The 26,875-nt window shown below is 71.5% G+C and carries 28 protein-coding genes and 1 pseudogene; 14 read left to right on the top strand and 15 right to left on the bottom strand.

Annotation, left to right across the window (positions count from 1 at the left end; all coding sequences use genetic code 11):
• The first annotated feature begins 38 nt into the window (after window positions 1-38).
• Window positions 39-737, top strand: a complete 699-nt coding sequence (locus IF12_RS22755) for an HNH endonuclease family protein (protein ID WP_035748584.1) — start codon at window positions 39-41, stop codon at window positions 735-737.
• Here IF12_RS22755 and IF12_RS0106700 read toward each other — a convergent pair.
• Window positions 734-1,414: a maleylpyruvate isomerase N-terminal domain-containing protein gene (locus IF12_RS0106700; protein ID WP_030156030.1), complete on the bottom strand. Its 681-nt coding sequence runs from the start codon at window positions 1,412-1,414 to the stop codon at window positions 734-736. The two genes, IF12_RS22755 and IF12_RS0106700, sit on opposite strands and share 4 nt — an antisense overlap.
• Between IF12_RS0106700 and IF12_RS0106695 the strand changes: the two genes are divergently transcribed.
• Both IF12_RS0106695 and IF12_RS0106690 read left to right on the top strand, forming a co-directional pair.
• Window positions 1,413-2,171 (top strand): hypothetical protein, encoded by a 759-nt coding sequence (locus IF12_RS0106695; RefSeq protein ID WP_231492407.1) that lies wholly within the window; start codon window positions 1,413-1,415, stop codon window positions 2,169-2,171. The two genes, IF12_RS0106700 and IF12_RS0106695, sit on opposite strands and share 2 nt — an antisense overlap.
• Window positions 2,172-2,212: 41 nt before the next feature.
• Window positions 2,213-2,713 (top strand): tetratricopeptide repeat protein, encoded by a 501-nt coding sequence (locus IF12_RS0106690; protein WP_030156025.1) that lies wholly within the window; start codon window positions 2,213-2,215, stop codon window positions 2,711-2,713.
• Here IF12_RS0106690 and IF12_RS0106685 read toward each other — a convergent pair whose 3' ends face one another.
• The 5 genes from IF12_RS0106685 to IF12_RS0106665 form a co-directional block, all read right to left on the bottom strand.
• The gene (locus IF12_RS0106685) at window positions 2,714-3,589 is read right to left on the bottom strand and encodes an aminoglycoside phosphotransferase family protein (RefSeq protein ID WP_030156022.1); all 876 of its coding nucleotides are present in this window, start codon (window positions 3,587-3,589) and stop codon (window positions 2,714-2,716) included.
• A complete protein-coding gene (locus tag IF12_RS0106680) occupies window positions 3,589-4,128 on the bottom strand; it encodes an AAA family ATPase (protein WP_035748581.1) in 540 nt (179 codons plus the stop codon). Before IF12_RS0106680 ends, IF12_RS0106685 begins: the two co-directional genes overlap by 1 nt.
• The gene (locus tag IF12_RS0106675; RefSeq protein WP_030156011.1) at window positions 4,128-4,877 is read right to left on the bottom strand and encodes a nucleotidyltransferase domain-containing protein; all 750 of its coding nucleotides are present in this window, start codon (window positions 4,875-4,877) and stop codon (window positions 4,128-4,130) included. Before IF12_RS0106675 ends, IF12_RS0106680 begins: the two co-directional genes overlap by 1 nt.
• A 42-nt stretch (window positions 4,878-4,919) precedes the next feature.
• Window positions 4,920-5,300: a MerR family transcriptional regulator gene (locus IF12_RS0106670; protein ID WP_369807675.1), complete on the bottom strand. Its 381-nt coding sequence runs from the start codon at window positions 5,298-5,300 to the stop codon at window positions 4,920-4,922.
• 64 nt (window positions 5,301-5,364) lie between these two features.
• The gene (locus IF12_RS0106665; protein ID WP_030156006.1) at window positions 5,365-5,778 is read right to left on the bottom strand and encodes a secondary thiamine-phosphate synthase enzyme YjbQ; all 414 of its coding nucleotides are present in this window, start codon (window positions 5,776-5,778) and stop codon (window positions 5,365-5,367) included.
• A 111-nt stretch (window positions 5,779-5,889) separates the two neighbouring features.
• Between IF12_RS0106665 and IF12_RS0106660 the strand changes: the two genes are divergently transcribed.
• From IF12_RS0106660 to IF12_RS0106650, 3 genes are read left to right on the top strand one after another with little or no spacing between them, the layout of a single operon-like run.
• Window positions 5,890-6,864, top strand: a complete 975-nt coding sequence (locus tag IF12_RS0106660) for a tyrosine-type recombinase/integrase (RefSeq protein WP_051704057.1) — start codon at window positions 5,890-5,892, stop codon at window positions 6,862-6,864.
• Between the two features lie 49 nt (window positions 6,865-6,913).
• Entirely contained in the window at window positions 6,914-8,395 is a 1,482-nt protein-coding gene (locus IF12_RS0106655) for an AlkA N-terminal domain-containing protein (RefSeq protein WP_051704056.1), read from the top strand.
• Window positions 8,396-8,403: 8 nt separating this feature from the next.
• A complete protein-coding gene (locus IF12_RS0106650; RefSeq protein WP_051704055.1) occupies window positions 8,404-8,916 on the top strand; it encodes a methylated-DNA--[protein]-cysteine S-methyltransferase in 513 nt (170 codons plus the stop codon).
• Between the two features lie 6 nt (window positions 8,917-8,922).
• Here the strand turns inward: IF12_RS0106650 and IF12_RS0106645 are convergent, their stop codons facing one another.
• The 5 genes from IF12_RS0106645 to IF12_RS0106625 all read right to left on the bottom strand — a co-directional run bounded on the left by IF12_RS0106645 (window position 8,923) and on the right by IF12_RS0106625 (window position 14,193).
• On the bottom strand, window positions 8,923-9,366 hold the full coding sequence (locus IF12_RS0106645) for a hypothetical protein (RefSeq protein ID WP_030155997.1): 444 nt from the start codon (window positions 9,364-9,366) through the stop codon (window positions 8,923-8,925).
• 40 nt (window positions 9,367-9,406) lie between these two features.
• Window positions 9,407-10,045 (bottom strand): maleylpyruvate isomerase N-terminal domain-containing protein, encoded by a 639-nt coding sequence (locus IF12_RS0106640; RefSeq protein ID WP_030155995.1) that lies wholly within the window; start codon window positions 10,043-10,045, stop codon window positions 9,407-9,409.
• A gap of 13 nt (window positions 10,046-10,058) precedes the next feature.
• Complete coding sequence (locus tag IF12_RS0106635; RefSeq protein WP_030155993.1) at window positions 10,059-11,024, bottom strand: hypothetical protein; 966 nt, start codon at window positions 11,022-11,024, stop codon at window positions 10,059-10,061.
• Between the two features lie 66 nt (window positions 11,025-11,090).
• Window positions 11,091-11,870, bottom strand: a complete 780-nt coding sequence (locus IF12_RS0106630) for an exodeoxyribonuclease III (protein WP_030155991.1) — start codon at window positions 11,868-11,870, stop codon at window positions 11,091-11,093.
• Window positions 11,871-11,925: 55 nt separating this feature from the next.
• Window positions 11,926-14,193 (bottom strand): hypothetical protein, encoded by a 2,268-nt coding sequence (locus IF12_RS0106625; protein WP_133884291.1) that lies wholly within the window; start codon window positions 14,191-14,193, stop codon window positions 11,926-11,928.
• A 90-nt stretch (window positions 14,194-14,283) separates the two neighbouring features.
• Between IF12_RS0106625 and IF12_RS0106620 the strand changes: the two genes are divergently transcribed.
• From IF12_RS0106620 to arfB, 4 genes and pseudogenes are all read left to right on the top strand, one after another.
• Window positions 14,284-15,114 (top strand): exodeoxyribonuclease III, encoded by an 831-nt coding sequence (locus tag IF12_RS0106620; protein ID WP_030155987.1) that lies wholly within the window; start codon window positions 14,284-14,286, stop codon window positions 15,112-15,114.
• 58 nt (window positions 15,115-15,172) lie between these two features.
• Window positions 15,173-17,671 carry a DEAD/DEAH box helicase gene (locus IF12_RS0106615; protein WP_035748580.1) on the top strand — a complete coding sequence of 833 codons (2,499 nt, stop codon included), beginning with the start codon at window positions 15,173-15,175 and terminating at the stop codon, window positions 17,669-17,671.
• Between the two features lie 78 nt (window positions 17,672-17,749).
• Window positions 17,750-18,802: a hypothetical protein gene (locus IF12_RS0106610; protein ID WP_030155977.1), complete on the top strand. Its 1,053-nt coding sequence runs from the start codon at window positions 17,750-17,752 to the stop codon at window positions 18,800-18,802.
• 24 nt (window positions 18,803-18,826) lie between these two features.
• Window positions 18,827-19,231 (top strand): annotated as a pseudogene (gene arfB, locus IF12_RS24775) (alternative ribosome rescue aminoacyl-tRNA hydrolase ArfB); the annotation flags it as partial.
• Window positions 19,232-19,243: 12 nt separating this feature from the next.
• On the opposite strand, the gene IF12_RS0106600 reads toward arfB, so the two are convergent.
• From IF12_RS0106600 to IF12_RS0106585, 4 genes are all read right to left on the bottom strand, one after another.
• Window positions 19,244-20,203: a family 43 glycosylhydrolase gene (locus tag IF12_RS0106600; protein WP_197034633.1), complete on the bottom strand. Its 960-nt coding sequence runs from the start codon at window positions 20,201-20,203 to the stop codon at window positions 19,244-19,246.
• 52 nt (window positions 20,204-20,255) lie between these two features.
• On the bottom strand, window positions 20,256-20,807 hold the full coding sequence (locus IF12_RS0106595) for a YigZ family protein (protein WP_231492405.1): 552 nt from the start codon (window positions 20,805-20,807) through the stop codon (window positions 20,256-20,258).
• Between the two features lie 63 nt (window positions 20,808-20,870).
• Window positions 20,871-21,518, bottom strand: coding sequence for a response regulator transcription factor (locus tag IF12_RS0106590; protein ID WP_030155967.1), 648 nt, complete (start codon window positions 21,516-21,518; stop codon window positions 20,871-20,873).
• A 49-nt stretch (window positions 21,519-21,567) separates the two neighbouring features.
• Window positions 21,568-21,948, bottom strand: a complete 381-nt coding sequence (locus tag IF12_RS0106585; RefSeq protein WP_030155965.1) for a hypothetical protein — start codon at window positions 21,946-21,948, stop codon at window positions 21,568-21,570.
• A gap of 477 nt (window positions 21,949-22,425) precedes the next feature.
• On the opposite strand from IF12_RS0106585, the gene IF12_RS0106580 reads away from it, so the two are divergent.
• From IF12_RS0106580 to IF12_RS0106565, 4 genes are all read left to right on the top strand, one after another.
• Window positions 22,426-23,364 (top strand): LysR family transcriptional regulator, encoded by a 939-nt coding sequence (locus tag IF12_RS0106580; RefSeq protein ID WP_051704054.1) that lies wholly within the window; start codon window positions 22,426-22,428, stop codon window positions 23,362-23,364.
• 75 nt (window positions 23,365-23,439) lie between these two features.
• A complete protein-coding gene (locus tag IF12_RS0106575) occupies window positions 23,440-24,789 on the top strand; it encodes a UDP-N-acetylglucosamine 1-carboxyvinyltransferase (RefSeq protein WP_081913308.1) in 1,350 nt (449 codons plus the stop codon).
• 47 nt (window positions 24,790-24,836) lie between these two features.
• The gene (locus IF12_RS0106570; RefSeq protein WP_133884290.1) at window positions 24,837-25,400 is read left to right on the top strand and encodes a hypothetical protein; all 564 of its coding nucleotides are present in this window, start codon (window positions 24,837-24,839) and stop codon (window positions 25,398-25,400) included.
• A 200-nt stretch (window positions 25,401-25,600) separates the two neighbouring features.
• A complete protein-coding gene (locus IF12_RS0106565; protein WP_030155957.1) occupies window positions 25,601-26,704 on the top strand; it encodes a type I restriction endonuclease in 1,104 nt (367 codons plus the stop codon).
• Window positions 26,705-26,875 lie beyond the last annotated feature (171 nt).

Below are 26,875 nucleotides of genomic sequence, written 5' to 3'. Positions count from 1 at the left end.
ATGCCCCGTCCGTTCCCTGTCCCGTTAGGACGTCGTCGATGCGCGCCTCCCGTCTCGCCCTGCTGTTCCCGTTGGTCCTGGCCGCCGGCTGCCAGGATCTGTCCGATCTGATCGATGACGCGGCCGGCGACCCGGCCCCGTCCGGTTCGCAGATCTCGGCGGAGTTCAGCGACACCGCCCCGTTCACCGTCACCGTCGACCCGGCCGAGCTGACCGCCGCGATCGAGGCCCTGGAGGTGGCCGAGGAGGCCGACGAGGGCTACGACCGGTCGCTGTTCCCGCACTGGCGCGACGGCGACGGCAACGGCTGCGACGCGCGCGACGACGTGCTGGTCGCCCAGGACCGGTCGGGGAACCTCACCGAGGCCGACTGCGACGGGGCGATGACCGGCGAGTGGATCTCGATGTACGACGGCGAGACCGTCACCGCCTCGGGCGACATCGACATCGACCACTTCGTGCCGCTCAAGGAGGCCTGGGGGTCGGGCGCGCACGCCTGGACCCAGGAGGACCGCCAGGCGTACGCGAACTCGATCGACAACCAGTGGCACCTCATCGCGGTGACGGCGGCCTCGAACCGCTCGAAGTCCGACAAGGACCCCGCCGACTGGATGCCGAGCGACGAGTCGGTGTGGTGCGTGTACACCTGGGCGTGGGTCGAGGTCAAGACCGAGTGGAACCTGAGCGTCGACGAGGCCGAGAAGGCCGCGCTGCTCGAATACGCCGGGACCTGCTAGCCGAGCGCGAGCCACCGCACGCCGAGGGCCTCGGCCCGGGCCCGTTCGGCCGCGGGCAAGGGGTCGCGGCCGGTCGCCTTGGCGATGAACGCGACCGGGTCCCAGCCGAGGCCCGCCAGTGCGGCTTCGACGCCGGGGCCCAAGAGCAGTTCGCTGACGTGCGCTGATGCTTCGGGTGTGGTCCAGCGGGGCCGGTCGAGGGCGTCGGCGAGGTCGATGCCGTGGACGGCGACCTCCACGACGCGGGTGGTCAGGAAGTCCGCGAGGGTCATCGGGTCGCCGTGGCGGGTGGTCACGAGCCGGCCCGGCGGCTGGTGCCCGCAGCCGGCCAGGACGTTGCGGCGGATGAGGTCGAAGGTCGCGGCCAGCGCCGGTCCCCCGGCCCCGGCGGCGGCGCCGAGGGCGTCGTCCAGGCGCGTGGTGTTGACCGCCTCGGAGTATCGGGCGTCGGGCCGGAAGTACCCGGCGGCGTCTACTGTGGCCGCCGGCGGTGCGGGGGCGTCGAGCATGGGGACGAGGCGGGACAGCCCGATGGTGAGGTGGGCGCACAGCGCCGAAACGTCCCATGGGGCGCAGCGGGTCGGGCGCGACCATGCGCGCGGTGCGAGTCCTGCCAGTATGGCGCTCAGGCGGTCGGTTTCGGCGTTGAGCGCCTCCAGTGGCGCGGATAGGGTCATGAGGTCGCATCATATGTCCTGGAAGGGATCGCTCATGTCCTATGCCGCTTTGATCCGGCCGGTCGTCGACCGGGTGTACCTGTCGGTGCGCGTCGCCGCCCGCCCCGCGCTGCGCGAGGCCTACGCGCGGTTCGGGGTCGGGCGCGGGTTCGAGTCGAGCTTCTACTTCGGGCTGCTGGCGCGGCCATTGTCGGCGGCGGCGTTCGCCGCGGCCACGACCTATTCGGGTTCGGACATGACCGTCGAGGTCGAGCAGGGCACCGCGTGGCGGGACGAGGCCGGCGACTGGCATCTGACCGAACGGGGCCGCCAGGTCGCCGCCGCGGTGCAGCGCGTACTCGGGGAGACCGCCGAGCGACTGTGGTCGCACCGGCCGATCCCGACGATGCCGGGCCTGGCGGGATTGGACCGGTTGAACGATCTGACCGCGATCCTCCTCGAAGCCGGGCGCTCCAGCGGCGGCCCGGCGTTCCTGGGTCTGACGCCGGTGTTCGAACCCGAGGACGCGAGCGCGGCGACGCGGTTGACGACCCGGCTCGGGGCGCTTCGCCATCACCGGGGCGACGCGCACCGGGCGGCATGGCGCGCCGAAGGCCTCACCGTCGAGCAAGTGGAAGCCCTTGAAGACGGTCCGGTGCGCGAGCGGATCGAGGCCGAGACGAACCGGCTCGATGCGCCGATCTACACCGCGCTCACCGACGACCAGCGGTGGGCGCTGCTGGCGGGCCTGGGGGCGCTGCCCGACCGTTTCGCCTGACCGGTCCCCGATCGCGGCGAGCGCTCGCGTAGGTTGCGCGCATGGCAACGCGAGAGTGGGAACAACGGGCCGCGGCCCTGTGGGAGCGGCTCGACGACATGGACCGCGACGCGTTCGTCGCGGCGATGCGGGAACTGGCGGCCGAATGCGCCGAGGACGACCCGGTGGCGCTGTTCGAGGTCGGCGGCGCGCACGACTCGACCGGGTACACCGAGGCGGCCGTCGGCTACTACGAGCGGGCGGTCGCGGCCGGGCTCGGCGGGGTGCGCCGCCGGCGGGTGTCGATCCAGATGGCCTCCTCGCTGCGCGAGACCGGCCGGCCCGAGGAGGCGCTTGAGGTCTTGGCCGAGGAGCGCGAGCGCGGCTCGGACGACTACGACGACGCGCTGGCGATGTGCGAGGCGCTCACGCTCGCGAAGCTCGGTCGCGAGCGGGAGGGCCTGTCGGTGGCGCTGCTGGCGTTGGCCCCGCATCTGCCGCGGTATCGGCGCTCGACCGTCGACTACGCGCGCGGTCTGGTCGGGCAGGGCCCGGTCGCGTAGTCAGTCGGTGAGCGGGTCGGTGAGGATCTCGGTGAGGATGCGGGTCTGGGCGCCGTCGGTGTCGGCGCCGGGGACGCGGGCGATGAGGATCAGGGCCTTCCACAGGGCCCAGCCGCGGGCGCGGCGCCAGGCGCCCTCGTCCAGGCCGGCCGCTTCGCGGAAGATCCGGCGTTCGTCGCCGTCGAAGTAGGTCCAGGCGATGACCAGGTCGCAGGCGGGGTCGCCGACGCCGCAGGTGCCGAAGTCGATGAGCGCCGACAGCCGCCCGTTCGCGGCCAGGAGGTTGCCTGCGGCGATGTCGCCGTGGAACCACACCGGTGACTGTTCCCAGACCGAGGTGAGGGCCGCGGCCCAGACCGCCTCGCACGCGGCGGTGTCGACCCGCGCCTCCAGTTCGCGCAGGGCCGCCTGGACCTGGTCGGCGTAGGCCGAGGGGTGGCAGCCGCGGTAGAACGAGTGCTGTCCGGCGGCCGGTCCGTCCGCGGCGGGGGCCGATCGCAGGATCGTCAGGAGTCGCCCGAGGTCGTTGGCGAGCCGGTCGCGGTCCAGGCCCGTGGCGACGTCGATCGTCTCGCCTTCGAGCCAGCGCCGGATCGACCAAGGGTGGGGGAAGTCGCCGGTGGGGGCGCCGAGGGCGACCGGTTCGGGGACGGGGATCGGCAGGTGGGCCGCGAGTGCGGGCAGGTGGCGGTGTTCTTTGTCGACCGCGGGGGTGTAGGCCGCGGCGCTGGGCAGGCGCACGGTCAGGTCGGTGCCGAGGCGGAAGGTCCGGTTGTCCCAGCCTTGGCGTTCGACGCCGGTGACCTCCAGGTGGGCCCAGGCGGGGAACTGCTCGGCGACGAGGCGGCGGGCGAGGTCGGCGGTGAGGTCGTCCACTACGGCTCCGTGAGGTCGGTGAGGAGGGCGGCGCGTTCGGCCGGGGCGGCGGCGGGGAGGCGTTCGATCGTGAAGCCCAGTTCGGTGTAGGCCTCGAGGTGGAGCTGTTCGAAGCTTTTGGCCGCGTCGAGGTCGATGCGGCGGGCGGGTGTCGGGGTGATGAAGCCGAGCAGGTCGAAGCAGTACACGCGGCGCTGGTAGGGGCCTTCGGTGCGGATGCGGTCGAGTTCGGCGGTCAGGATCGGGCCGGGGGCCTGTCCGAGGAAGCGGGCCAGCGCGAGGGTGCAGACCGGGGAGCGGTCGAAGTACTGGTCGGGGCCGGGGAGGGCGTCGGCGGCGGCCTGGCGGTCGCGTTGGGCCTTGGCGACGGTCTCGCAGAAGCCGGGGTCGTTCCACGGCTGCGGGGTGCCGGCGGCTTGGGCGGCGGCGATGCGGTCGGTGGCGGCTTCGGCGACGACGGTGCGTCCGGCCGCGGCGAGGAGGTTCGCGACGGTGGTCTTGCCCGATCCGGGGGCGCCGGTGAGGATGTGGCGGCGCATCAGGTCCTTTCGGTGAGGTCGCCGGCGGCGGTGACGATGGCGAGGTCGGCGTCGTCGAGGTGGGGTGCGAGGCGGTCGGCGGCGAGTCGGTACAGGCGCAGGGCGGCGCGGCAGCCCGCTTCGTGGCCGGCGTGGTGCACGCCGGCGGCGGTGTCCCAGGCCTGGGCCCAGGTGGGGCCTTCGGCGGCGGCGAGGGCGTCCCACAGGTCGTTCTCGGAGTCGTAGAGGAGCCGGTGCGCGGCGGCGAGGGGGACGGTGAGGCCGAGGGTGAGGATGAGGCGGTTGGCCGCGGCCGCGCGGGGCCGGTCGAGGGCGAGCATGCCGCTGATTTTGTGGGCTTCTTCGGCGAGGCCGACCAGTTCGCTTGCGGCCCAGCGGTCGGCTGCGGCGGCGAGGCTCGCCCATCGCCAGGCGCGCGCTTCGGCCTGGAGTGCGGCGAGGGTGCCGTGGGGGTCGTGCAGGAGGCGCGCGGCGCGCCAGGCGGGGACGGCGGCGCCGGCTTCTCGGGGGCTGGTGAAGGCCGATCGCAGCTGGTGGAGGCCGGCGCGGGTGAGGGTCACCAGGCGGCCGTCGACCTGCCGGGTCTCCACGCCCGGATCGCGGTCGGTGGCGAGGATGAGGTCGATGTCGGAGTGGGGGTGGTCGGTGCCGTTGGCGACCGATCCGACCAGGGCGATCCCCTCGGTTCCGGCGGCGAGGTCGGCCGCGAGGCGGTCGGCGATCGCCCGGGCCTGGTCGCTGTGGTGCACGGGCCGAGTATCGCCGCGGCGGCTCGGCGGTGTCGAGCGGTTTTAGCGCACCGACCGGTAGTAGTCGATCTTGCCGAGCAGGTAGTCCCTTTTGGCGACCAGGTCGGCCATGCGGGCGTCGACGGCGACGCGGTGGTCTTCGAGGAGTGCGATGCGCTCGTCGATGGTGCCGTCGCCGGATCGGGCGAGGTCGGCGAAGCGGCACATCTGCTCGACGGGCATGCCGGTGTCGCGCAGGCATTTGAGGGTGCCGAGCCATTCGAGGTGCTCGTCGGTGAAGCGCCGCTGGCCGGTGGGGGTGCGGGCGACGTCGTCGATGAGGCCGATGCGTTCGTAGTAGCGCAGGGTGTCCATGCTGAAGCCGGATCGGCGGGCGCATTCGCCGATCGTGTAGGCGCCGTGAGCGGTCGTGTCCACGTTCACCGAGGATACGCTGCCCGCTGGCGCGGTGTGCGGGCCTGGCGGCCTGCGGGTTCGGTGGCGGCGTTCAGCCGAGGAAGGTGAGGCGGACGGTCCGGTCGGGGTTGTCGCGGTTGGTGTCGACCAGCAGGATCGACTGCCAGGTGCCCAGGGCGATGCGGCCGGCAACGACCGGGAGCGTGGCGTGGGGGGCGACCAGTGCGGGCAGGACGTGGTCCCTGCCGTGTCCGGTCGAGCCGTGCTGGTGGCGCCACCGGTCGGTGCGCGGCAGCAGGTCGCCGAGGGCGTCGAGGAGGTCCTCGTCGGAGCCGGCGCCGGTCTCGATGACGGCGATGCCAGCGGTCGCGTGCGGGACGAACACGTTGAGCAGGCCTTCTCTGGCGCCGGCGGCCTCCAGGAAGGCCTCGCAGTCGCCGGTGAGGTTGTGGACGGTCTCGCGGCGTCCGGTGTGGACGTCGATGGTGGTGGTGTGGAACGCCATGGTCGCTGATCTTGCCATGGATCGGTCTCCAGTGCTGTCATGCCATGGCCGTATTCGGGTCCGTGGCCGCGCCGGCCGTCCGGTTGCGCGGCTTGGACTATCGTGGCAGGCATGTCCGCTGAGATCGCCGGCCGCGCATGGCACGAGTACACGCCCGTCCCGCGGCCCGGCGCCGACCCGTACGTCGCCTATCTCGACTCGCTCGGGTCGGCCGAGTCGCGGCGGACCATGCGCGGGTGCCTCGACCGCATCGCGCAGCTGCTGTCGGGCGACCCTGAGGCCGCCGGCGCGGGCCAGCCGTGGCATCTGCTGCGCTACGAGCACACCTCCAGGCTGCGGGCGGTGATGATCGACTCGGGCTGGTCGGGCGCCTACGTCAACAAGCACCTCGCGGCCCTGCGGCGGGTCCTCAAGGAGGCGTGGCGGCTCGACCTCATGGCCGCCGAGGACTACCAGCGGGCCTGCGACCTGCCGCCGGTCAAGGCCCAGCGGCTGCCGGTCGGGCAGCAGGTCGACGCCGAGGCGCTCGGCGCGGCCCTGTACGCGTGCGACGCCGACCCCGGGCCGGCCGGCGCCCGCGACGCGGCGGTGCTCGCCACGCTCTACTCCACCGGCTGCCGGAGATCGGAGATCGCCTCGATGCGCCTGGTCGACTACGACGGGGCCGAACGCTCGATCCGCATCGTCGGCAAGGGCAACAAGGAACGGGCCGTCTACGTCACCGAAGCGGCCCAGGCGCGCCTGGAGCGGTGGATGGCCGTGCGCGGCAACACCCCCGGGGCCCTGTTCTGCCCGATCAACAAGGCCGGGCGGCTGCGCCGCACCGGCAACCGCCTCCCCGCCATGACCGGGCAGGCGATCGCCGACCTGCTCACCAAGCGCCTGGTCGAGGCCGGGCAGCGCCGCCACACCCCGCACGACTTCCGCCGCACCTTCATCGGCGAGCTGCTCGACGCCGGCGTGGACCTGGCGATCACGCAGTCCCTGGTCGGGCACGCCTCACCGGCCACGACCGCCCGCTACGACCGGCGCCCGGCCCGCCGCTCCCGGGAGGCGGTCGACCGCCTCCAGCTGCCCGAAGCGTGATGTCGCATTCCGGCTAGCCGTTGTCGCACCCGGCGGGCACCCTTGGGGCATGACCCTTGGAGCGCTGACGTTCAACGAGACCCAGTTGCAGGCGGCCGTCGCCGGGCGCGACGCCCGCTTCGACGGTTGGGTGTTCCTGGCCGTGACCTCCACGCGCATCTACTGCCGCCCCTCGTGCCCGGCGGTCAAACCCAAACGCGAGCACCAGCGGTTCTATCCCTCGGCCGCGGCCGCCCAAGAGGCCGGGTACCGGGCGTGCAAACGCTGCCGGCCCGACGCCTCCCCCGGCTCGCCGGCGTGGGACTGGCGCACCGACACGTGCGCCCGGGCGATGCGCCTCATCGGCGAAGGCGTGGTCGACCGCGAAGGCGCCGCGGGCCTCGCCAAGCGCCTGGGCTACTCGCTGCGGCAGCTCGAACGGCTCCTCATCGGCGAAGTCGGCGCCGGACCGGCCGCGCTGGCCCGCGCCCAGCGCGCCCAATGCGCGCGCACGCTCATCGAGAGCACCGACCTGCCGATGGGCCAGGTGGCCTTCGCGGCCGGTTTCACCTCGATCAGGGCGTTCAACCGCACCGTCGCCGAGGTCTACGCCTGCTCCCCCACCGAACTGCGCCGAAAAAGCCGCCGCACCGCACAGGCCGCGGCCGGGGCGATCGCGTTGCGCCTGGCCTACCGGGAGCCGTTCGAGCCCTCGAACCTGTTCGGGCACCTCGCCGCCGCCGCGGCCCCCGGCGTCGAGGAATGGCGCGAGGGCGCCTACCGGCGCACGCTGCGCCTGCCGCACGGTCCCGGGATCGCCGCGCTGCGCCCGGGCCCGGGCTTCGTCGAATGCCGGCTGCGCGTCGCCGACCTGCGGGACGTGACCGCCGCGGTCGCCCGCTGCCGGCGGGCTTTGGACCTGGACGCCGACCCGCACGCGCCGATGGAGGCCCTCGCGGCCGACCCGGTGCTGGCGCCGCTGGTCGCCAAGACCCCGGGGCGGCGCGTGCCGCGCAAGGCCGACGGCCCCGAGTACGCGATCCGGGCCGTCATCGGCCAGCAGATCGCGACCGCCTCGGCCGCCACGGTCGCCGCGCGGCTGGCCGAACGCTACGGCGAGGCCGTCGAGGACCCCGAAGGGGCCCTGACGCGCCTGTTCCCCGCCCCTGCGGCGCTCGCCGAGGCCGACCCCGACCACCTGCCGATGCCCAACGCCCGCAAACGGACCGTGCTCGCCCTGGCCAAGGCCCTCGCCGACGGCACGGTGGAGGTCGGTCCAGGCGCGGACTGGGCCCGGTCGCGCCGGGCCCTGGCGCAGGTGCCGGGCGTCGGCCCGTGGACGGTAGAGATGATCGCGATGCGGGCCCTGGGCGACCCCGACGCGTTCCCGGTCAAGGACCTCGGGGTGGTCAAGGGCGCCGAGCGCCTGGGACTGGGCGCGGGGCGGGCGCTGGAGGCCCGCTCGCTCCCGTGGCGGCCGTGGCGCTCCTACGCGGTGCAGTACCTGTGGGCCTCCAGTGAGCATCCGACGAACAAGCTGCCGACGAACTAGGAGAAGCGATGAAGGTGCGAGTGCGGCCGCAGGCGGCCGAGGCGAGGCATGTGACGTTCGAGTCGCCGCTGGGACTGATGGCGGTCGTAGCGGTCGAGGCGGGCGTGACGCTGGTGCACATGGGCGTCGAGGAGATCCCCCCCGACTGGGGACCCCACGAGGCGACCCCGGTCCTGGAGGCCGCCGAGGAACAGTTGACCGCGTATTTCGCCGGGGACCTCAAGGAGTTCGACCTGCCCCTGGCCGCGACCGGCACGCCCTTCCAACGCCGCGTGTGGTCCGAGCTGGTCCGGATCCCCTACGGCCAGACCTGGTCCTACATGGACGTGGCCGAGCGGATCGGCGACCGCAAAGCAGTGCGCGCGGTCGGGCTCGCCAACGGGCGCAACCCGATCGCGATCGTCGTCCCCTGCCACCGGGTGATCGGGGCGAACGGGAAGCTCACCGGCTACGCCGGGGGCCTGTGGCGCAAGGAGCGGCTGCTGTCGCTCGAGCGCGGCGAGCCGGCCCTGTTCGCCTGAGCCGCCTCAGATGAGGGTGACGTGGAGGGTCACGGTGACCGCCTCGTCCTTGACGATGATGGTCGCCGCCCAGCACGACTCGTGCCCGCATCCGGCCGGGATGATCCCCGAGGCCCATCCGGCCGGGGTCGTCCCGGCCAGCAGGGGCGCCTCCATGGCGTTGGCGTCGAGGAAGTCGCCGAACGCCTCCGAGGGGATGTCGACGGTGACCTCGGCGCGCGAGCCCGGCGTCGGCGACTGCATCTGCGCCAGGTCGGCCTCGACGACCTCGGTGCCCTCGGGGAAGGCCATGTGGGTCGCCTCGGCGACCGTGGCCGTGCTCGGGACCGGCCCGCCCTCCAGGGCCCAGGCGACGGCCCAGACCGCGGCGAGGAGCCCGGCGAGGGTCGCGGCGAGCCAGGCGAGGGCGATCCACGCGCGGCGGACGCTGGGGGTCGGCGGGGAGACCATGGCGGCGACCCTACCCCAGCCGGTGCGGTGACGAGACCGGCTACAGGCCGCTGATCGAGGCCGGGGCCCGCTCGGCCCTAGCCAGGGCCCGCACCACGTTCGCCTGGCCGTGGCGGTGGGCCGCCAAGCGAGTCAGCACGGCCGCGGCGGTGTCGAAGGCGTCCTGGTCGAACTCGGGCGTGTCCACCGCGACCGAGCAGGCCAGGTCGTCGGCGTGGACGACCAGCTCCATGATGCGCGTGACGAGGAACTCGTCGAAGGTCGTCGCATACGCCCACGACGCGTTGCCGCCCGGCGCATCGGCGGCCACGCCCGGCAGCCGCTCACGCAAGGTCGCCAGCGCCGCTGCGGCGGCGGCGTGGACGCCGGCGGGGCCGGTCTCGGCCAGTCGCTCGCCGCCGCCGCGGATCGCCACGTTCGCCGCCGCCTCAGGTCCCGCCGCGAGCCAGGGCGCGCCGAAGAAGTGCTCGTACAGGCTGCGGCGGGGCCGCCCGGTGTAGTCGGTGTCGATGGCCTGGACCGCCGAGAGGATCTGGTTGGCCAGGTGCGCGGCCAGTCCGCCGACGCTGAAGTCCTCCAGCGCCGAAGGCCCGCCCCACTGGTCGGCCACCTCCGGGCGGGCGAGGAGGTCCAGGCCCGTCTGGGCGGCGGCGAGGTACTGGCTGCGGACGTCGGTCACGGCGAGGCTCCCTTTAGCGGACGGAGACGTGGACATGGTTGGTGTGGTCGGCCGCGGGCGTGCCGTTGGCCCCCGAGTAGGAGCGCCAACCCGAACCGGGCGACCAGAACTGGCGGTACCAGATGACGTATTCGACGCCCAGGGCGCTGGCGTTGTTGACGTACCAGGCGGCGAGGCGGTCGCCGTAGTCCTTATCCGATCCGGAGGCGTCGGCGTCTTGGAATCCCGAGGGGTTGGCGGCCCAGTCGCAGGCGCGGCCCAGCGGGTGCTCGCCGCCGCCGCCGGAGCGGTAGCAGGAGACGTAGTGGCTGAACCCGGCGGCCTTGGTCTCGTTGTAGACGTGGAGGGTCCGCGGGGTCAGGCACCCGGAGGTGGTGGGGTCGGACTCGGTGCAGCCTTCGCCGCCGGAGCCGTTGTAGCCTCCGGCCGCGGGGGCGCCGCCGTCCGAGCCGGGCCCGGCGGCGAGTTCGGCGCGCAGTTCCTCCAGTTCCTCTTCGAGGTCCTCTTGGGCTTTCTCGGCGGCTTTGAGCGCTTCGGCGGCGTCTTCGACCTGGTCGGCGTGGGCGGCCTGCTCGGCTTCGAGCTGGGCCAGCAGGGCCCCGGCGTCGGCCAGGAGCGCGGCGCGCTCCTCGGCGAGGAACCCGGTGTAGGTGAGCGCGTCGACCAGGTCGCGGCTGTTGCGCGAGGACAGGATCGCGTTCGTCGTCTGGAGGTCGCCTTCGGTGTAGAGGTAGAGGGCGTACTCGTTGAGGTCGGTCGACAGTTCGTCGAACAGGGCTTCGGTGGCCTCGATCTGCTCGGCGAGTTCGGCCGCTCTGGCGTCGGCGGCGTCGACCTGCTCTTGGGCGTCGTTGACCGCGGTGATGGCCTCGGCGAGGTCGGCCTCGAGGGTCTCCTCGTCGGGTTCGGCGGCCGCGGGCGCCGGCAGGAGCGCGATGAGCAGGGCCAGTACGGCGGCGGTGAGGATCTTGTTGCGCACGGGTGGAGGTCCGGCCTTCCAGGCGGTCGTCGCGGGCGGCGCTGAGGGGCGCCGTCGCCGGTGGGTTTACAGGTCGAGGTCGATCACGAGCGGGGCGTGGTCGGAGGCGCCTTTGCCTTTGCGTTCGTTGCGGTCGACATAGGCGTCGGTGGCCGCCTTCGCGAAGGCGGGATTGGCCAGCGCCAGGTCGATGCGCATGCCCCGGTTCTTGGGGAAGTCGAGGTTGCGGTAGTCCCAGAACGTGAACGGCCGGTCGTATTTGAGCGCGCGCGGGTACACGTCGGCCAGGCCGGCCGCTTCGACCGCGGCCAGGGCGGCCCGTTCGGGTGCGGTCACGTGCGTGGTGCCGGGCCATTCGTCGACGTCCCAGATGTCGGCGTCGGTCGGGCAGATGTTGTAGTCGCCCAGGGCCGCGAACGGGAGGTCGCCGGCGGCGTCGGCGGCGACGTCGGCCGCGAGCGCTTCGAGGAACGCGAGCTTATAAGGAAAATGCGGGTCGTCCACATCGCGGCCGTTGGGCAGGTACAGCGACTGGACGCGCACGGGCCCGCAGGTGGCGCTGATCGCCCTCGGTTCGATCGCTTCGGCGAACGCGGGCTGGCCGGCGATGCCGGTGCGCACGTCCTCCAATCCCACGCGCGAGAGGATCGCGACGCCGTTCCACCGCCCGGTGCCCCAGGCGGCGGTCGCGTATCCGGCTTCGGCGAGCGCTTCGGTGGGGACGTCGGCGGTGGCGCATTTGAGCTCTTGGAGGCAGACCACGTCGGGTGCGGCCGTCTCGAGCCAGGCCAGGAGCCTCTCGAGGCGGGCTTTGAGCGAGTTGATGTTCCACGTGGCCACGCGCATGGGCCTCACGATACCCGCACCCGCGCCCGGGCCCGCGAGACCGGGCCCGTGCCGTTCAGGTCGCGGCGGCGGCCGAGGCCGGGGCGCGGTCGGGCGCCGGCTCGGGCCGGGGTCCGACGGTGACCGCCAGCAGGCCGAAGCCGACGGCGGTGGTGAAACCGGGGATGGCGATGCCTGAGTCGTTGACGAGCGCGCCGACGACGGCGACGGCCGTCAGGCCGATGACGGCCGCGGCGGTGCGGTCGGAGCGGATCGGGGCCCGGCGCCGCCAGATGTAGATCGCGCCGATCAGCGCCGCCAGGCAGATCCACGTCAGCGGTTTGCCGATGGTGGACAGGGAGGCGTCGGCCTTGCGGATGACGATCTGGGTGGCGGTGCCGTCCAGGACCGAGCCGACGAAGCGGCCCAGGTGCGTCTGGTCCTCGACCGGACGCAGGTAGTCGAGGATGCCGCCGACGGCGAACGCGGCGACGGCGAGTCCGCCGGCCAGCGCCAGAGCCCCGATCGACAATCGCCGCCCCCACAGTTTCAGGCACGTGAGGATCACCGCGGCCACGAGTGTGAGCGTCCCGCCCATATCCCGCCCGAGCGTGGGCGCGCCGACGATCACCACCGCGCACACCCCCAGCAGCACCGGACCCCACCACCGGGCCCTCCCTCGCCACGGCAGGTAGGCGATCAGGAGGATCACGGCGGCGGCGAAGACGCTGAAGGCGTAGTTGCCCAGCCCGGTGAACCGCGCCCCCACCTGAGCGGTGTAGCCCATCGGGGTGTGCAGAGGCCAGGTGGCCCCCGAGACCTGGTCGACGACGATGAGCGCCGCGGCCGCACCGGCAACGACCAGCGCCGGGCGCACCCTGGTGCGGGTGAACGGCAGGCTCGCGGCGACGGTCAGGACCGCGACGCCGGCGGCGATGACCGCCCAGAACGCCAGCGGCGCGTTCTCGGCCCGCCACCACGGCGGGATACCGGCCGCGACCCCCGCCACGGGCACGGCCGCGACGGCGATGCACACCGTCCGCGCGAGGGTCCGGTGCCGGTCGGCCCCGCACACCAGCCACACGCCCGCCCCCACCGCGATGCAGCCCAGGGCCGAGAGGATCGCGTAGAACCACCAGTCGACCGTGGCGACGGCCGTGGCCGCGGCCGTCTCGTCGACGCCGGAGGCGACCGCGCTCGCGCTGGTGTGCTCGGGGTCGGGGAGGACGGACACGGGGGCGCCGGCGACGGTGGCGGGCCGGTCGGCCCCGACCACCGCCAGTGCCGTCGCGGTCAGGTCCACCAACTGCACGTACCCGTCGCGGCCGGTCGTCGACGAGGTCAGGTCGCCCGCCTCGACGCCGGCGCCGGAGTAGAGCACCGGGTGGAGCGAGGAGGGGGCGCTGGCGTCGGCGATGCCGGCGACCAGGAGCCGCCAGTCGGCCGGCAGGTCTTCGGCGATGTCGCCCACGGCCGCGTCGGCGGCTTTGGCCGCGGCCAGGCGCACCGGGTCGGCGTCGGGGGTGATCTCGCCGGGGTGGTCGTCGGCCGATTCGCCTTCGTCGCCGACCTCGGTGTCGTCGGAGCCGAGCTGGTCGTAGTCGGTGGTGGTGTCGGGGGCGCGGTTGTCGCTGTCGCCGACGATCACGCCGGGGTCGACCACGACGATGTCGCACGCGGCCATGGCCGCGCCGAGCGATTCCAGGCCCGGGGCCCAGAACGCGATGTGCCCTTCGGTGTCGGCCGCCGCCAGGCTCGCGCCGGCGCCGATCCCGGCCACGCACGAGCCCGGTTCGACCTCGGGGACCGGTTCGCCGGCTGCCTCGGCCGCCTCGGCGAGTTCGGCCTGCTCGGCCGCGGAGACGGCGATCGCGTCGGCGAGCGAACCCAGCCGGGCGCCGTAGTTGTACGCCGAGTTCGCCTCGATGAGCGAGTCCCACGCCGCCACCGTCCAGCCCGGCCCTTCGCCGGCGTCGGGCTCGGGGATCTGGGACTGCGCCATGCACTGGGCGTCGCGGGGGGCCGCGCCGCCGGCGCGCTCGCCCGCGCCCAGGCTCACCCATGCCGCCTCCGGGCACGTCCACGACCCGATGGTGCGCACGCTCATCGCCGCTGAAGCGCCCGAGCCGGCCAGTTCCCACAGGTTCGGCGTCGACTCCGGGTCGATGTCGGACCACGCCAGGCCCGGCACGCCCACGATGATGATCCCGGCGGCCTCCCGCTCGGCCGCGGCCGCGCTCGAGGGCGGCAGCGCCAGCAGCGCCAGCGCCCCGGCCAGCGCGGCCGCCGCCCAGCGCACCCATGTACGGCCCCAGGCCGCTCGCTCGTCCGCCACCGATGTCATGCCCCGTAGTGTATGGGGTCGGGCCTTTCGGCCACGGTCGCTCCCGCGCCGCTGCGCCCCACCGTCCCCATGCCGCGTTAGGGTGGGCCGATGCGCACCATCGCCACCGTCAACGTCAACGGGATCCGGGCCGCCGCCAAGAAGGGCCTGGTCCCCTGGCTCGCCAACACCACCGCCGACGTGGTGCTCCTCCAAGAGGTCCGCGCCGCCGAAGACCAGATCCCCGCCGAGGCCCGCGAGGCCGGCGACTGGCATTGGACCGTCGCCCCCTCCCTCGCCGCCAAGGGCCGCGCCGGCGTCGCCGTCCTCACCCGCACCCCGCCAGAAGCCGTCCGCATCGGCTTCAGCGCCCCCATCGACGAGCGCGTCATCGACGGCGCCGCCGAATTCGACACCGCCGGCCGCTACGCCGAAGTCGACCTCCCCGGCCTCACCGTCGCCAGCCTCTACCTGCCCTCAGGGGAGACCGACACGCCCCGCCAGGTCGAGAAGGAGCGGTTCATGGCCGCCTTCGCCGACTACCTCGAGGCCGCCGCGGCCCGCTCGGCCGCGACCGGACGCGAACTGGTCGTGTGCGGCGACTGGAACATCGCCCACGCCGAAGCCGACCTCAAGAACTGGAAGGCCAACAAGAAGACCGCCGGGTTCCTCCCGGGCGAACGCGCCTGGCTCACCGACCTGTACGACAACCGCGGCTTCGTCGACGTCGTCCGCGCCCTCCACCCCGGCGTCGAGGGCCCCTACTCCTGGTGGTCCTACCGCGGCCGCGCCTTCGACAACGACGCCGGCTGGCGGATCGACCTCCACGTCGCCACCCCCGCACTCGCCGCCAAAGCCGTCAAGGCCTGGGTCGACCGCGCCGCCACCCACGACACCCGCTGGTCCGACCACGCCCCCGTCCAGGTCACCTACGACCACTAGCGGACCATTCCGGCGATCCGGGCCCCCGCTGGCCGACCGCCCCACCGAGCGGGCACCATTGAACCTCGTGAGCCTCATCGACTACCTGCCCGACACCGAAGCACCCGAACCGGACGACGTCTACACCGCCTTCGCCCAATGGGCCGAGGACTCCGGCATCGTCCTGTACGACCACCAGGAGGAGGCGCTCCTGGCCATCTGCACCGGACAGAACACCATCGTCGCCACCCCCACCGGGTCGGGCAAGTCGCTCATCGCCGCCGCCGCGCACTTCAATGCCCTCGCCAACCAGCGCACCTCCTTCTACACCGCCCCCATCAAAGCCCTCGTCTCCGAGAAGTTCTTCGAACTGTGCGCCCAGTTCGGCCACGAGAACGTCGGCATGCTCACCGGCGACGCCGCCGTCAACCCCGACGCCCCCCTCATCTGCTGCACCGCAGAGATCCTCGCCAACCTCGCCCTCCGCGAAGGCGCCGACCTCGACTGCGACTCCGTCGTCGCCGACGAGTTCCACTTCTACACCGAACCCGACCGCGGCTGGGCCTGGCAGGTGCCCCTCCTTGAACTCCACCGCGCCCAGTTCACCCTCATGTCCGCCACCCTCGGCGACACCGCCTTCTTCGAAGCCGACCTCACCCGCCGCACCGGCCGCGAAACCGCCCTCATCGCCTCGGCCACCCGCCCCGTGCCCCTCCACTACGAATACCGCAAGACCCCGCTGCACGAGACGGTCGAAACCCTCGTCAAAGCCGACCGGGCACCGGCGTACATCGTCCACTTCACCCAGGCCGCCGCCCTGGAGACCGCGCAGGCCCTCGCGAGCCTCAACCTGGTCAACAAAGACGCGAAGACCGCCATCAGCGCCGCCCTGGGGGGCTTTCGCTTCACCACCAAGTTCGGCCAGACCCTCGCCCGGCTCGTCCGCTCGGGCATCGGCGTCCACCACGCCGGCATGCTCCCCAAATACCGCCGCCTGGTCGAACGCCTCGCCCAGCAGGGCCTGCTCAAGATCATCTGCGGCACCGACACCCTCGGCGTCGGCATCAACGTCCCCATCCGCACCGTCGTCTTCACCGGCCTGACCAAATACGACGGCCGCCGCACCCGCCGCCTGCGCGCCCGCGAATTCCACCAGATCGCCGGCCGCGCCGGCAGAGCCGGATTCGACGTCGAGGGCTTCGTCGTCTGCCAAGCCCCCGAACACGTCATCGAGAACGAGAAGGCCATGGCCAAATTCGGGCTCGACCCGAAAAAACGCAAGAAGATGGCCAAGAAGAAACCCCCCGAAGGCTTCGTCGGCTGGTCCGAGGAGACCTTCACCGGCCTGTCCGAAGCCGCACCTGAGGCCCTGCACTCGCGCATGCGCATGACCCACGCGATGCTCATCAACCTCCTCGCCCGGCCCGGCAACACCTTCGACCACGTCCGCACCCTCATCGAAGACTCGCACGCCGACCGCGCCACGCAACTGAAGATGGCCCGCACCGCCCTCACCATCGCCCGCACCCTCCGCGATGCCGGCATCATCGTCTTCGAAGGCGACACCGTCCGCCTCACCGTCGACATGCCCGACCACTTCGCCCTCAACCAGCCCCTCGCCCCGTTCGCGCTGGCGGCGTTGGAGTTGCTGGATCCGGACTCGGAGACGTACCCGATGGACGTGGTCTCGATCGTGGAGTCGACCCTGGAGGGGCCGGGGCAGATCCTCGCGGCGCAGCGCTCGAAGGCCAAGGGCGCGGCCATCGAGGCGATGAAGGCCGAGGGCCTGGACTACTACGACCGGATGAACCAGCTCGACGACACCGAAGTGGACTATCCCAAGCCGCTGGCCGAGCTGCTGGAGGAGGCCTTCGAGGCCTACAGGACCAGTCACCCGTGGGCCGCCGACTACGGCCTGGAGCCCAAGTCGATCCTCCGCGAGATCTGGGAGGGGCGCATGACCTTCGGGGAGTACATCGGCCTCTACAGCCTCCCTAGGGCCGAGGGCCTGCTGCTGCGGTACCTCTCGAGCGCGTACAAGGCGCTGATCCAGACGCTGCCGGAGGACACCGGCGGCGAGGAGCTCGACGACCTCACCGCGTGGCTGGGCGAGACGATCCGCCAGACCGACTCCTCGCTCATCAACGAGTGGGAGCAGTTGACCAACCCCGGCGAGGAGGAGGACATCGACACCGGCCGCCCGGCGCGGGCCTTCACCGACAACGAGCGGGCGTTCACGATCGCGGTGCGCAACGCCGCGTTCCGGCACGTCGAGCTCGCCGCGGCCGACCGCGTCGAGGCCCTCGCGGCGCTGGACACCGGCTGGACGGCCTCCCGTTGGGACGCCGCGTTGGAGGCCTATTTCGCCGTCCACGACGACATCGGGACCGCCGGGCCGGCCCGCGGCGCGGCGTTCCTCGACATCGCCAAGGAGGGCCGCACCTGGACGGTGCGCCAGACCGTCGACGACCCGGCCGGCGACAAGGACTGGTCGATCCGCTTCACCGTCGACCTCGACGCCTCCGACGAGACCGGCACGGTGGTCATGGCCGTGCAGGACTTCTCCGACCAGCGCTGAGACACAGCCGGGCGGTGCGCGTCGCCGCTCGCCGCTTAACGGCTCGCCCGCGCCGGGCCCGGATGGCACAATCGGCCGATGCTCACCGACCCGCGCCACTCCCCCATCGGGAGCCCGCTGCGCACAGTCGAGGAGTTGCGCCACAACACCGGCAACCAGGCCACCGGCGGCATCTGGAGCCTCACCGGGCCCGGCGGCGAAGCGATCCTCAAACACCTCACCCCCGCAGGCGGCGGATCGGCCCACTGGGCCGCCTCCGACGAGCCGCGCCACTGGAACCACTGGAGGCGCGAATACCTCGCCTACACCACCGGCTTCGCCGCCGACTACGGCCGCGACGCCGGCATCGGCGCCCCCGCACTCCTCGCCGCCGGACCCCGACCCGACGGCAGCCTCGAACTGTGGCTCGAACACCTCCACGGCACCACCGGCGGCCACTGGACCACCCCCGACCTCGCCGGCTTCGCCCGCCGCCTCGGCAACGCCCAGGCCCGCCACACCGCCACGGCCGAACAGCCCTGGCACTCCCACCGGTTCCTGCGCCGATACGCCGGACGCCGCGACTTCTCGGGCACCCCATGGGACCAGCCCACCGCCGCCGCCCACTGGGACGAAGACCTCAGAGCGGGCCTGCGCATGATCTGGGAACGGCGCACCGACCTGTTCGACCTCGCCGAAGCCCTCCCCCAGACCCTCTGCCACCTCGACGTCTGGCCCCACAACCTCACCGAACGCGACGGCGAGCCGGTCCTCATCGACTGGTCCTTCACCGGCCGCGGCGCCCTCGGCGAGGACCTCGCCAACCTCATCGCCGACACCTTCTTCGACGGCCTCCACAACGTCGACCGCCTCGCCGAGACCGAGACCCTCCTCACCGACGCCTACCTCGAAGGCCTCGCCGAAGCCGGCCACCGCGACACCGACACCACCCGACGAGCCATCGCCGCCACCGGCGCCGCCAAGTACTGTTGGCTCGCCCCCGCGATGCTCACCGGCCTCGCCCAAGGCCGACCCATCGCCAGCGCGAACTACGACGCCGACGGCGAAGCCGCCGACATCGCCGTCCTCCAGCGGCGCCGACCGATCTTCGCGATGCTCGTCCGCTGGGCGCGATCGGCCCTCGACACCTGACACCGCCTGCGAGAAGAGCCCGCCATGCCAGTCACGATCACCGCCGACTACACCGTCCCCGACGCCGAACTGCACTGGCGGTTCTCGCGCTCCTCCGGGCCCGGCGGCCAAGGCGTCAACACCACCGACTCGCGCGTGGAACTGGTCTTCGACCTCGCAGGCACGAAAGTGCTGCCGCAGGCGCTGGTGGACCGGGCCCTGGCGCGCCTGGGCGAGCGGGTCGTGGAGGGGACGGTGGTCGTGGCCGCCTCGGAGTTCCGTTCGCAACTGCGCAACCGGGAGGCGGCCGCCGAGCGGCTCGGCGAGCTGCTGCGGCGGGCGATCGCCGCGCCCCCGCCCAAGCGGCGGGCCACCAAGCCGTCCAAGGGCGCGAAGCGGCGGCGCCTGGAGGACAAGCGCCGCCGCTCCGAGGTCAAGCGCGGACGCCGGTCCACCGGGGACTTACCGTTCGGGCAGGGGCCGCCCGAGGTCGGGGATGCCGTCCTCGTGCCAGCCGAAGGGCTGGACGCGGCAGTGCCGGTCGGGGTTGTCCAGGGGATCGCCTTCGATCCGCTCGTAGGAGCGGGCGTGGAAGACCAGGAGGTCGTTGCCGTCCTCGTCGACGGTGAAGGCGTTGTGCCCGGGCCCGTACACGCCCGCCTCGGCGTCGGTGGTGAAGACCGGCTCGGGGTGCTTGGTCCAGGAGGCGGCGTCGAGGAGGTCGGCGTCGTCGTCGGCGCTGAGGAGCCCGACGCAGTACTCGGCGCCGGTGGCCGAGGCGGAGTAGGTGAGGAAGACCTTGCCGTTGCGCACGAGCGCGTAGGGGCCTTCGTTGACGGCGAAGCCGACGGTCTCCCAGTCGTGTTCGGGACGGGCGATCTCGACCGGCTCGCCCTCGATGGTCCAGGGGTCGGCGAGAGCGGCGAGGTAGAGGCTGGTGTTGGTCGCCGGCAGGTCGGGGTTGTGCTGGGCCCAGCACAGGTAGCGGCGCCCGCGGTGGGCGAACGTGGTCGCGTCGAGGGCGAAGGAGTCGACCGGCGTGCGGATCTGCCCCTTCTCAGTCCAAGTGCCTTCGAGGGGGTCGGGGCCGCGGTTCTCCAAGACGTACATGCGGATGCGCCAGACGTCGGCGGTGGCCGAGGCGGCCTCGCCGGCGGCGAAGTAGAGGTACCAGGCGCCGTCGATCCAGTGCAGTTCCGGGGCCCAGATGTGCGAGCCCATGGCGCCTTCGGCGTGGCGGACCCACACGGTGGTCTCCTCGGCCTCGCGCAACCCGGCGAGCGTGTCCGCCCCGCGCAGGACGATCCGGTCGTAGGCGGGCACGGTCGCGGTGAAGTAGTAGCGCCCGTCGGTATGCCGGAGGATCTGCGGGTCGGCCCGCTCAAGGATGAACGGGTTCGCAAAACGCTTGTTATCGCTCACAATATGCTGGGTCATCGCCGTGCCTCTCTCCGATCGGGGAACAGCACGAACTCTACAACTCCACCCGCAACACCCCGGCCGGTTCGACCTCAGCCCCACCCGCCGTCTGCGACGCCAACCACGCCACCAGGATCTCCGCATCCGTACACGCCAACTCGAACGCCACCTCAGCACCGAAATCCACGCCGATCAGACGCACATCCTCACGAAGCCGCAACAACCCCTCCAGACTCCCCGCCGCACCGTAATCGACCCGCACAAGCAACCGCGGCCAATACGCCAACTCCACCGTCCCCGCCGCATCCACCGCCGCCGACACCGCAGCACCGTACGCACGCACCAGACCACCAGCGCCCAGCTTGACACCGCCGAAATAACGCGTCACGACCGCCAGCACATCCGTCAAGCCCCGACCCCGCAACACCTCCAGCATCGGCACCCCCGCCGTACCCGCCGGCTCCCCATCGTCACTCGAACGCCCCGACTGCCCGTCATCGAGCACATACGCCGTGCAATTGTGCGTCGCCTCCCAATGCGCCTTACGATGCGCATTGATCCGCTCCCTCGCCTCACCATCAGAACCAACCCGGTACAACGTGCACACGAACCGCGACCGACTCACCTCAGTCGCAGTCCGCGACTGCGCGACCGCGATCGTCCGCACCGGTCAGCCCACCACCCCGTGCTCCCACGCCCACGCCGCGATCTCCACCCGATTGCGCGCCGGCAACTTCGCCCGAACCGCCTCCAAATGCGTCTTCACCGTCGACACCGACACGAACAACGCCTCAGCGATCTCCGCATTCGTCCGCCCCCGCGCCACGAGCTCGACCACATCCAACTCCCGCTCGGTCAACACCTTCACCGCCCTCGGAGCCTCCGCCACCGGATCGGTCAACCGCTCCAACAGGCGCACCGTCACCGAAGGCGACACCAGCGACTCACCACTCGCCGCCGCCCGCACCGCCTCCACCAACAACGCAGGACCCGAATCCTTCAACAGAAAACCCGTCGCACCCGAACGCAACGCCCCGTACACGTACTCATCGGTGTCGAACGTCGTCACCACCACGATCCGCGGACCAGCACCGTTCGCACCCGCCAACAGCGTCCGCGTCGCCTCCAAACCGTCCAACCGCGGCATCCGAATGTCGAACAGACACACGTCCGGCTTCAACCGACGCGCCTGCGCCACCGCCACCACCCCGTCAGGAGCGTCCGCCACCACCTCCATGTCCGCCTGCGCGTCGATGATCGCCCGGAAACCGGCCCGCACCATCTCCTGGTCGTCTGCGATGAGCACTCGGATAGCCACGCCCCGAGCCTAACCGGCCCACTCGGCCGCCCCCGCGACCCACCGACGCCTACGCCGCCGCACCCGCCAACTCACGCTCACGAACGACCGGCTCACGCACCGCGGCGACCGGAGCAGGGGCCGCGGTACGGGTCGAGGCGACCGCCGAGACCAGCGCCTCCCGCTCCAAGACCGCGCGACGGGACGCGGCGCGCTGGCGGATGGCCATCGTCACCGACACCATGATCAGCCAGGTGCCCTCCAGGAGGATCAGGCCCCAGTCGTGGCCGATGATCGCCGCCGACAGCAGGATCGCGCACGCCGAGATGACCAGACCCAGCGACGCCGGCTTCGTCGCGTGGATGCGGTGGGTCTGGATGAGCAGGTAGTTGGTGATGTACAGGACCGCCCCGCACAGCTGGAGCATGATGCGGACGTCGAAGTCGTGCATGGTGAATCCTCGGAAGGTCAAGAAGGCAGGCAGGAAACGGCCGCGCGCCGCTGCGCGCGGTCGGAAAAGGGAGGAGGGGAGTGCGGGTTACACGGTGGTGGCCGGATGGCCGGCCGGTCTGCTCCGCGCGCAGACCTCCAGGACCGCCCCGCGGCGCACCCGCGTCTGGAGCGAGCCGCAGATGCACCGGGTCCACACCGTCGCACCCGACGCGCTCCGGTGTGCGGACACGGTCGTCACAGGATCATCGTCGGGCCAACCGCAGTACGGGCAGCATCGCATAACGCGTCCTCCTCACGAGGGCATCGGGAACCATAGGGACGAGCGCCCGCCGATTTCGCTCCAGGCGAAACTCGAGCACTTCTTCACGCTCACGATCGAGGTTAAGGTCCCATTCGCGCGGGCTACAACACCCCGGTGACGCTAGTTTGCGAAACTCATCGTGAAGCAATCACTAAAGCGATTGGGGACACACGGTTGATCGACCTCAGACGCCTGCACGTCCTGCGGGCGATCGCCCACCACGGCACCGTCTCCGGCGCCGCGAAAGCCCTGCACATGTCCACCTCCGCGGCCTCCCAGCAGATCCGTCTGCTCGCCAAGGACCTCGGCGTCCCCCTCCTCGAACCGGTCGGGCGCGGCGTGCGGCTCTCCTCGGCCGCGCAGGTCCTCATCGCCCACATCGACGCCATCGAGGCCATGTGGCGCCTCGCCGAGGCCGAGATCCAGGCCACCGAAGGCGAACCCTCCGGCATGCTGCGCCTGTGCGGCTTCCCCACCGCCATCGCCACCCTCCTCGCCCCCCTCGTCGAGGCCGCCCGCGAACGCCACCCCGCGCTCGAACTGCGCCTGCGCGAGGCCGAGGCCACCGAGAGCTTCGACCTGCTGTTCGCCGGCGACGCCGACCTCGCCCTCGTCGAGGCCACCCCCGACAACCCGCCGCCCGAGGACATCCGCTTCGACGCCCAGACGGTCTTCAACGACCCGTTCGACCTCGTCGTGCCCGGCGGCCACCGCTTCGCCGACGCCGAACAGGTCGACCTGCGCGACCTCGAACGCGAACCGTGGGTCCTCGGCGTCCCCGGATCGATGCACCGCCGCCACGTCCTCACCGCCTGCTCCAACGCCGGCTTCCGGCCCACCGTCACCGGCGAGGCCCGCGAATGGCTCGTCATCGCCGTCATGGTCGCCCACCGGATGGGCGTAGCGCTCATCCCCCGCCTGGTCGACCTGCCCCACCACCTCGACCTCGTCCGCGTGCCCGTCAGCGGCCCCTTCACCCCGTTCCGCCACTTCCAGGCCGTCACCCTCCGCGGCGGGGCCCGCCGGCCCGCCGTCGCGGCCGTCATGGCGCTGCTCGACGAGCAGGTCCACGCCGCCGAAGGCATCGGCCCCATCGCCGAGACCCTGCCCTGAGCCCGACCGCTGAGCTGCGCGGACCGTTGAACGCGATTGCCCCAACAGGACAATGAACTCCGTTACGCTGACCGCATGTTCGATTACGGCGGCGAGACCGGCGTCCCGGCCTCGGAACCCAGGCACCTGCGGGTGCGCGGCGGCACCGTGCTCTCGGGGTCGATCGACGTCAAGACCTCCAAGAACGCCGGCGTCGCACTCCTGTGCGCGAGCCTGCTCAACCGCGGCACCACCACACTGCGCCGCGTCGCCCGCATCGAAGAGGTCAACCGGATCCTGCGCGTCCTCGGCTCCATGGGCGTCGACTACGAATGGATCGGCGACGACGGCGACCTGCGCCTGACCCCGCCCGAACGCCTCGACCTCACCCGCATCGACGCCGACGCCGCCCGCCGCACCCGCTCGATCATCATGTTCCTCGGCCCGCTCCTGCACGACTACGCCGAATTCGAACTGCCCTTCGCCGGCGGCTGCGAACTCGGCGACCGCACCGTCGAACCCCACATGGTCGCCCTGCGCCGCTTCGGACTCTCCGTCGAATCCTCCCGCAGCGCCTACCGCGCCACCGTCAAAGACCAGGTCGACCCGCCCGGCACCATCGTCCTGACCGAACGCGGCGACACCGTCACCGAGAACGCCGTCATGGCCGCCGCCCGCTACCCCGCCCCCACCGTCATCCGCAACGCCTCCTGCAACTACATGGTCCAGGACCTGTGCTTCTTCCTCGAACGCCTCGGCGTCCGCATCGACGGCGTCGGCACCACCACCCTCACCGTCCACGGCCGCGAGGACATCGACGTGCCCGTCGACTACGCCCCCTCCGAGGACCCCATCGAGGCCTGGAGCCTCGTCTCGGCCGCCATCGTCACCGAATCCGAGATCACCGTCCGCCGCGTCCCCATCGAGTTCGTCGAGATCGAACTGGCCCTCACCGAGGAGATGGGCCTGGTCTACTGCCGCAGCGACGAATACCTCGCCGCCAACGGCCGCACCCGCCTGCTGGACCTCACCGTCCACCCCTCGCCGCTGCGCGCGCCCCTCGACAAGATCCACCCGATGCCCTTCCCCGGCCTCAACATCGACAACCTGCCGTTCTTCGCCCTCATCGCCTCCTGCGCCGAGGGGACGACCATGATCCACGACTGGGTCTACGAGAACCGCGCGATCTACCTCACCGAACTCAACCGGCTCGGTGCCCGCGTCCGCCTGCTCGACCCCCACCGCATCGGCGTGGAGGGACCGGTCAAATGGAGCGGCGCCGAAGTGGTCTGCCCGCCCGCGCTGCGCCCGGCCGTGGTGCTCCTGCTCGCCATGCTCCGCGCCCCCGGCACCTCGGAACTGCGCCACATCAACGTCATCCACCGCGGCTACGAGCAGCTCGCCGAACGCCTCCAACTCCTCGGCGCCGAGATCGAACCCTTCTGACCCATGGAGACGGGCGCGACAGGCGACCGTATGTGACACTTCAGTTCATGAACTTGCCCTCGGACGTGCCCCCGCAGGCCTACGCGCTCCTCAGCCTCCTCCAGGCGCACCTCAAGCACCTCGACAAGGTCGAGGGCCAGGCGCTGCCGAGCCCGCAGTGGGAGGCGACCGTGGAGTCGTCCAGGACCGTCGCGGCCGTCAAGGCGCCCGGACTGGAGGTCACGGCCGCGGACGTGCCGATGATCGTCGGGACCGGCTCCCCCGACCGCAGAAGGCGCCTGTACACCTCGATGCCCGTCGCGCCCGAGGTCGCCGCGCTCGCGGACGAGTCCGAAGTGGCCGTGTTCGCCTACAACCGCAGGGGGCGGCTCCAGCCGGTGAACCGCACCGCGGCGGCGGCCCAGTCGCGGGCGTGGTACCCGCCGGCGAAGGCGATCGCCCCGATGCGCATCCTCGACGACACCGCCTGGGAGTCGGTCGCCGCAGCCACAGGGGACACCGGCCGCCCGAGCATCGTCGAAGCCGCCGCGGGCTGGCTGGTCCTGCTCATCCTCATAGCCTTCCTAGGAGGCCTCGCCTACCTGGCCCTCTGGTACTTCAACCTCATCTGAAATCCCGCAATCGCGCGAAAGCATTTCAGAACGGCGCATTGCATATCCATTCACCCCATTCGAAGAATGGCGCGATCGCGCTGTCACCTGTTCGGAGGACCCCCGCGGTATTGCCTGCCCGCATTCCGGTCGATACGCTCGCCACACAAGGCGTCTCGATCACGCCCTCCCCTCACCATGACTTTGCAAAGGAGCGGGACATGGACTTCAATCAGCAGGTCGCAGCCCTCATTACAAAAGTCCGAAATCAACGCGATCTCATCCAGACCGAAGAGGCCGCCAAGAACGCCTTCATCATGCCCTTCATTTCCACGGTGCTCGGATACGACGTCTTCGACCCGCGCGAGGTCGTCCCCGAGTTCACCGCCGACGTGGGGCTGAAGAAGGGCGAGAAGATCGACTACGCGATCATGCACGGCGGCGAGGTCCAGATCCTCATCGAATGCAAGCGCCCGCAGGACGCCCTCTCCGTCGAGCACGCTTCCCAGCTCTACCGGTACTTCGCGGTCACCAACGCCCGCATCGCCGTCCTGACCAACGGCGTCGCCTATCAGTTCTTCACCGACCTCGACGCCCCGAACCGCATGGACGCGAAGCCGTTCCTGGTGCTCGACTTCGACGATCTCGACGAGACGCTCCTGCCGGAATTGCGCAAACTGACCAAGGAGTCCTTCGACCTCGACTCGATCATCAGCGCGGCCGAAGAGCTGAAGTACATCGGGCAGATCAAACGCGCGCTCACGGCGCTGTTCAAAGAACCCGAACCCGAATGGACCAAATTCCTCACCATGCGCGTCTACGAGGGCTCCTTCACCCAACGCGTGCGCGATCAGTTCACGCCATTGGTCGCCAAGGCCGCGGCGCAGTTCCTCAACGACCAGGTCAACAGCCGGCTCCAATCCGCATTGGGCTCGAGTTTCCCCGCACCCGCCGAATCGGATCCCGTGGAGTCCGCGGTCGAACAATCGGAGCCCGAACCCGACACCGACCGCAGGTCCGAGGTCGAGACCACCTTGGAGGAGATCGGCGGCTACCAGATCGTCAAGGCCATCGCGTGCAGTGAGATCAAACCGCACCGGATCGTCCAGCGGGACGCCAAGAGCTACTTCGCGATCCTCCTCGACGACAACAACCGCAAGCCGATCGCACGGCTGCACTTCAACGGCAAGTCCAAGAAGTACCTTGGGACCTTCGACTCGACGAAGACCGAGACCCGACACCTCCTCGGCTCGCTCGACGACATCTACCTGCACGCCGACGCCATCCGCGACGTCGTCCGCGGGTACGCCGAGAACGACGACTGAGTTCGGCTCGACCGAGACTCCGATTCGGACCGAAAGCCCTGGTGAGGACACACTTCTCGTGTTCATTCACCAGGGCTTTCTCTTTAGGTGAGTGCGCGGGCGGAGCCCGTGCTCGTGCTTTGAGGGGGCCGGATTTGTTGACTGACAAGGAGGTTCTTTACCTCGGGGGCG

The organism is Glycomyces sp. NRRL B-16210 (genome assembly GCF_000719515.1).
In the GTDB taxonomy this organism is placed as follows: Bacteria; Actinomycetota; Actinomycetes; order Mycobacteriales; family Micromonosporaceae; genus Glycomyces.
Note: the sequence above shows the minus strand (reverse complement) of the source record. Positions and strands in the feature narration are given on the sequence as shown.

What these genes read in the sequence shown, in the direction of transcription:
- IF12_RS0106585 (WP_030155965.1), bottom strand. Translation starts at nt 21,948, where the DNA reads ATGCACGACTTCGACGTCCGCATCATGCTCCAGCTGTGCGGGGCGGTC.
- IF12_RS0106620 (WP_030155987.1), top strand. Translation starts at nt 14,284, where the DNA reads ATGCGCACCATCGCCACCGTCAACGTCAACGGGATCCGGGCCGCCGCC.
- IF12_RS0106655 (WP_051704056.1), top strand. Translation starts at nt 6,914, where the DNA reads ATGACCCTTGGAGCGCTGACGTTCAACGAGACCCAGTTGCAGGCGGCC.
- IF12_RS22755 (WP_035748584.1), top strand. Translation starts at nt 39, where the DNA reads ATGCGCGCCTCCCGTCTCGCCCTGCTGTTCCCGTTGGTCCTGGCCGCC.
- IF12_RS0106645 (WP_030155997.1), bottom strand. Translation starts at nt 9,366, where the DNA reads ATGGTCTCCCCGCCGACCCCCAGCGTCCGCCGCGCGTGGATCGCCCTC.
- IF12_RS0106665 (WP_030156006.1), bottom strand. Translation starts at nt 5,778, where the DNA reads ATGGCGTTCCACACCACCACCATCGACGTCCACACCGGACGCCGCGAG.
- IF12_RS0106650 (WP_051704055.1), top strand. Translation starts at nt 8,404, where the DNA reads ATGAAGGTGCGAGTGCGGCCGCAGGCGGCCGAGGCGAGGCATGTGACG.
- IF12_RS0106700 (WP_030156030.1), bottom strand. Translation starts at nt 1,414, where the DNA reads ATGACCCTATCCGCGCCACTGGAGGCGCTCAACGCCGAAACCGACCGC.
- IF12_RS0106570 (WP_133884290.1), top strand. Translation starts at nt 24,837, where the DNA reads ATGAACTTGCCCTCGGACGTGCCCCCGCAGGCCTACGCGCTCCTCAGC.
- IF12_RS0106575 (WP_081913308.1), top strand. Translation starts at nt 23,440, where the DNA reads ATGTTCGATTACGGCGGCGAGACCGGCGTCCCGGCCTCGGAACCCAGG.
- IF12_RS0106610 (WP_030155977.1), top strand. Translation starts at nt 17,750, where the DNA reads ATGCTCACCGACCCGCGCCACTCCCCCATCGGGAGCCCGCTGCGCACA.
- IF12_RS0106660 (WP_051704057.1), top strand. Translation starts at nt 5,890, where the DNA reads ATGTCCGCTGAGATCGCCGGCCGCGCATGGCACGAGTACACGCCCGTC.
- IF12_RS0106695 (WP_231492407.1), top strand. Translation starts at nt 1,413, where the DNA reads ATGAGGTCGCATCATATGTCCTGGAAGGGATCGCTCATGTCCTATGCC.
- IF12_RS0106680 (WP_035748581.1), bottom strand. Translation starts at nt 4,128, where the DNA reads ATGCGCCGCCACATCCTCACCGGCGCCCCCGGATCGGGCAAGACCACC.
- IF12_RS0106630 (WP_030155991.1), bottom strand. Translation starts at nt 11,870, where the DNA reads ATGCGCGTGGCCACGTGGAACATCAACTCGCTCAAAGCCCGCCTCGAG.
- IF12_RS0106690 (WP_030156025.1), top strand. Translation starts at nt 2,213, where the DNA reads ATGGCAACGCGAGAGTGGGAACAACGGGCCGCGGCCCTGTGGGAGCGG.
- IF12_RS0106565 (WP_030155957.1), top strand. Translation starts at nt 25,601, where the DNA reads ATGGACTTCAATCAGCAGGTCGCAGCCCTCATTACAAAAGTCCGAAAT.
- IF12_RS0106625 (WP_133884291.1), bottom strand. Translation starts at nt 14,193, where the DNA reads ATGACATCGGTGGCGGACGAGCGAGCGGCCTGGGGCCGTACATGGGTG.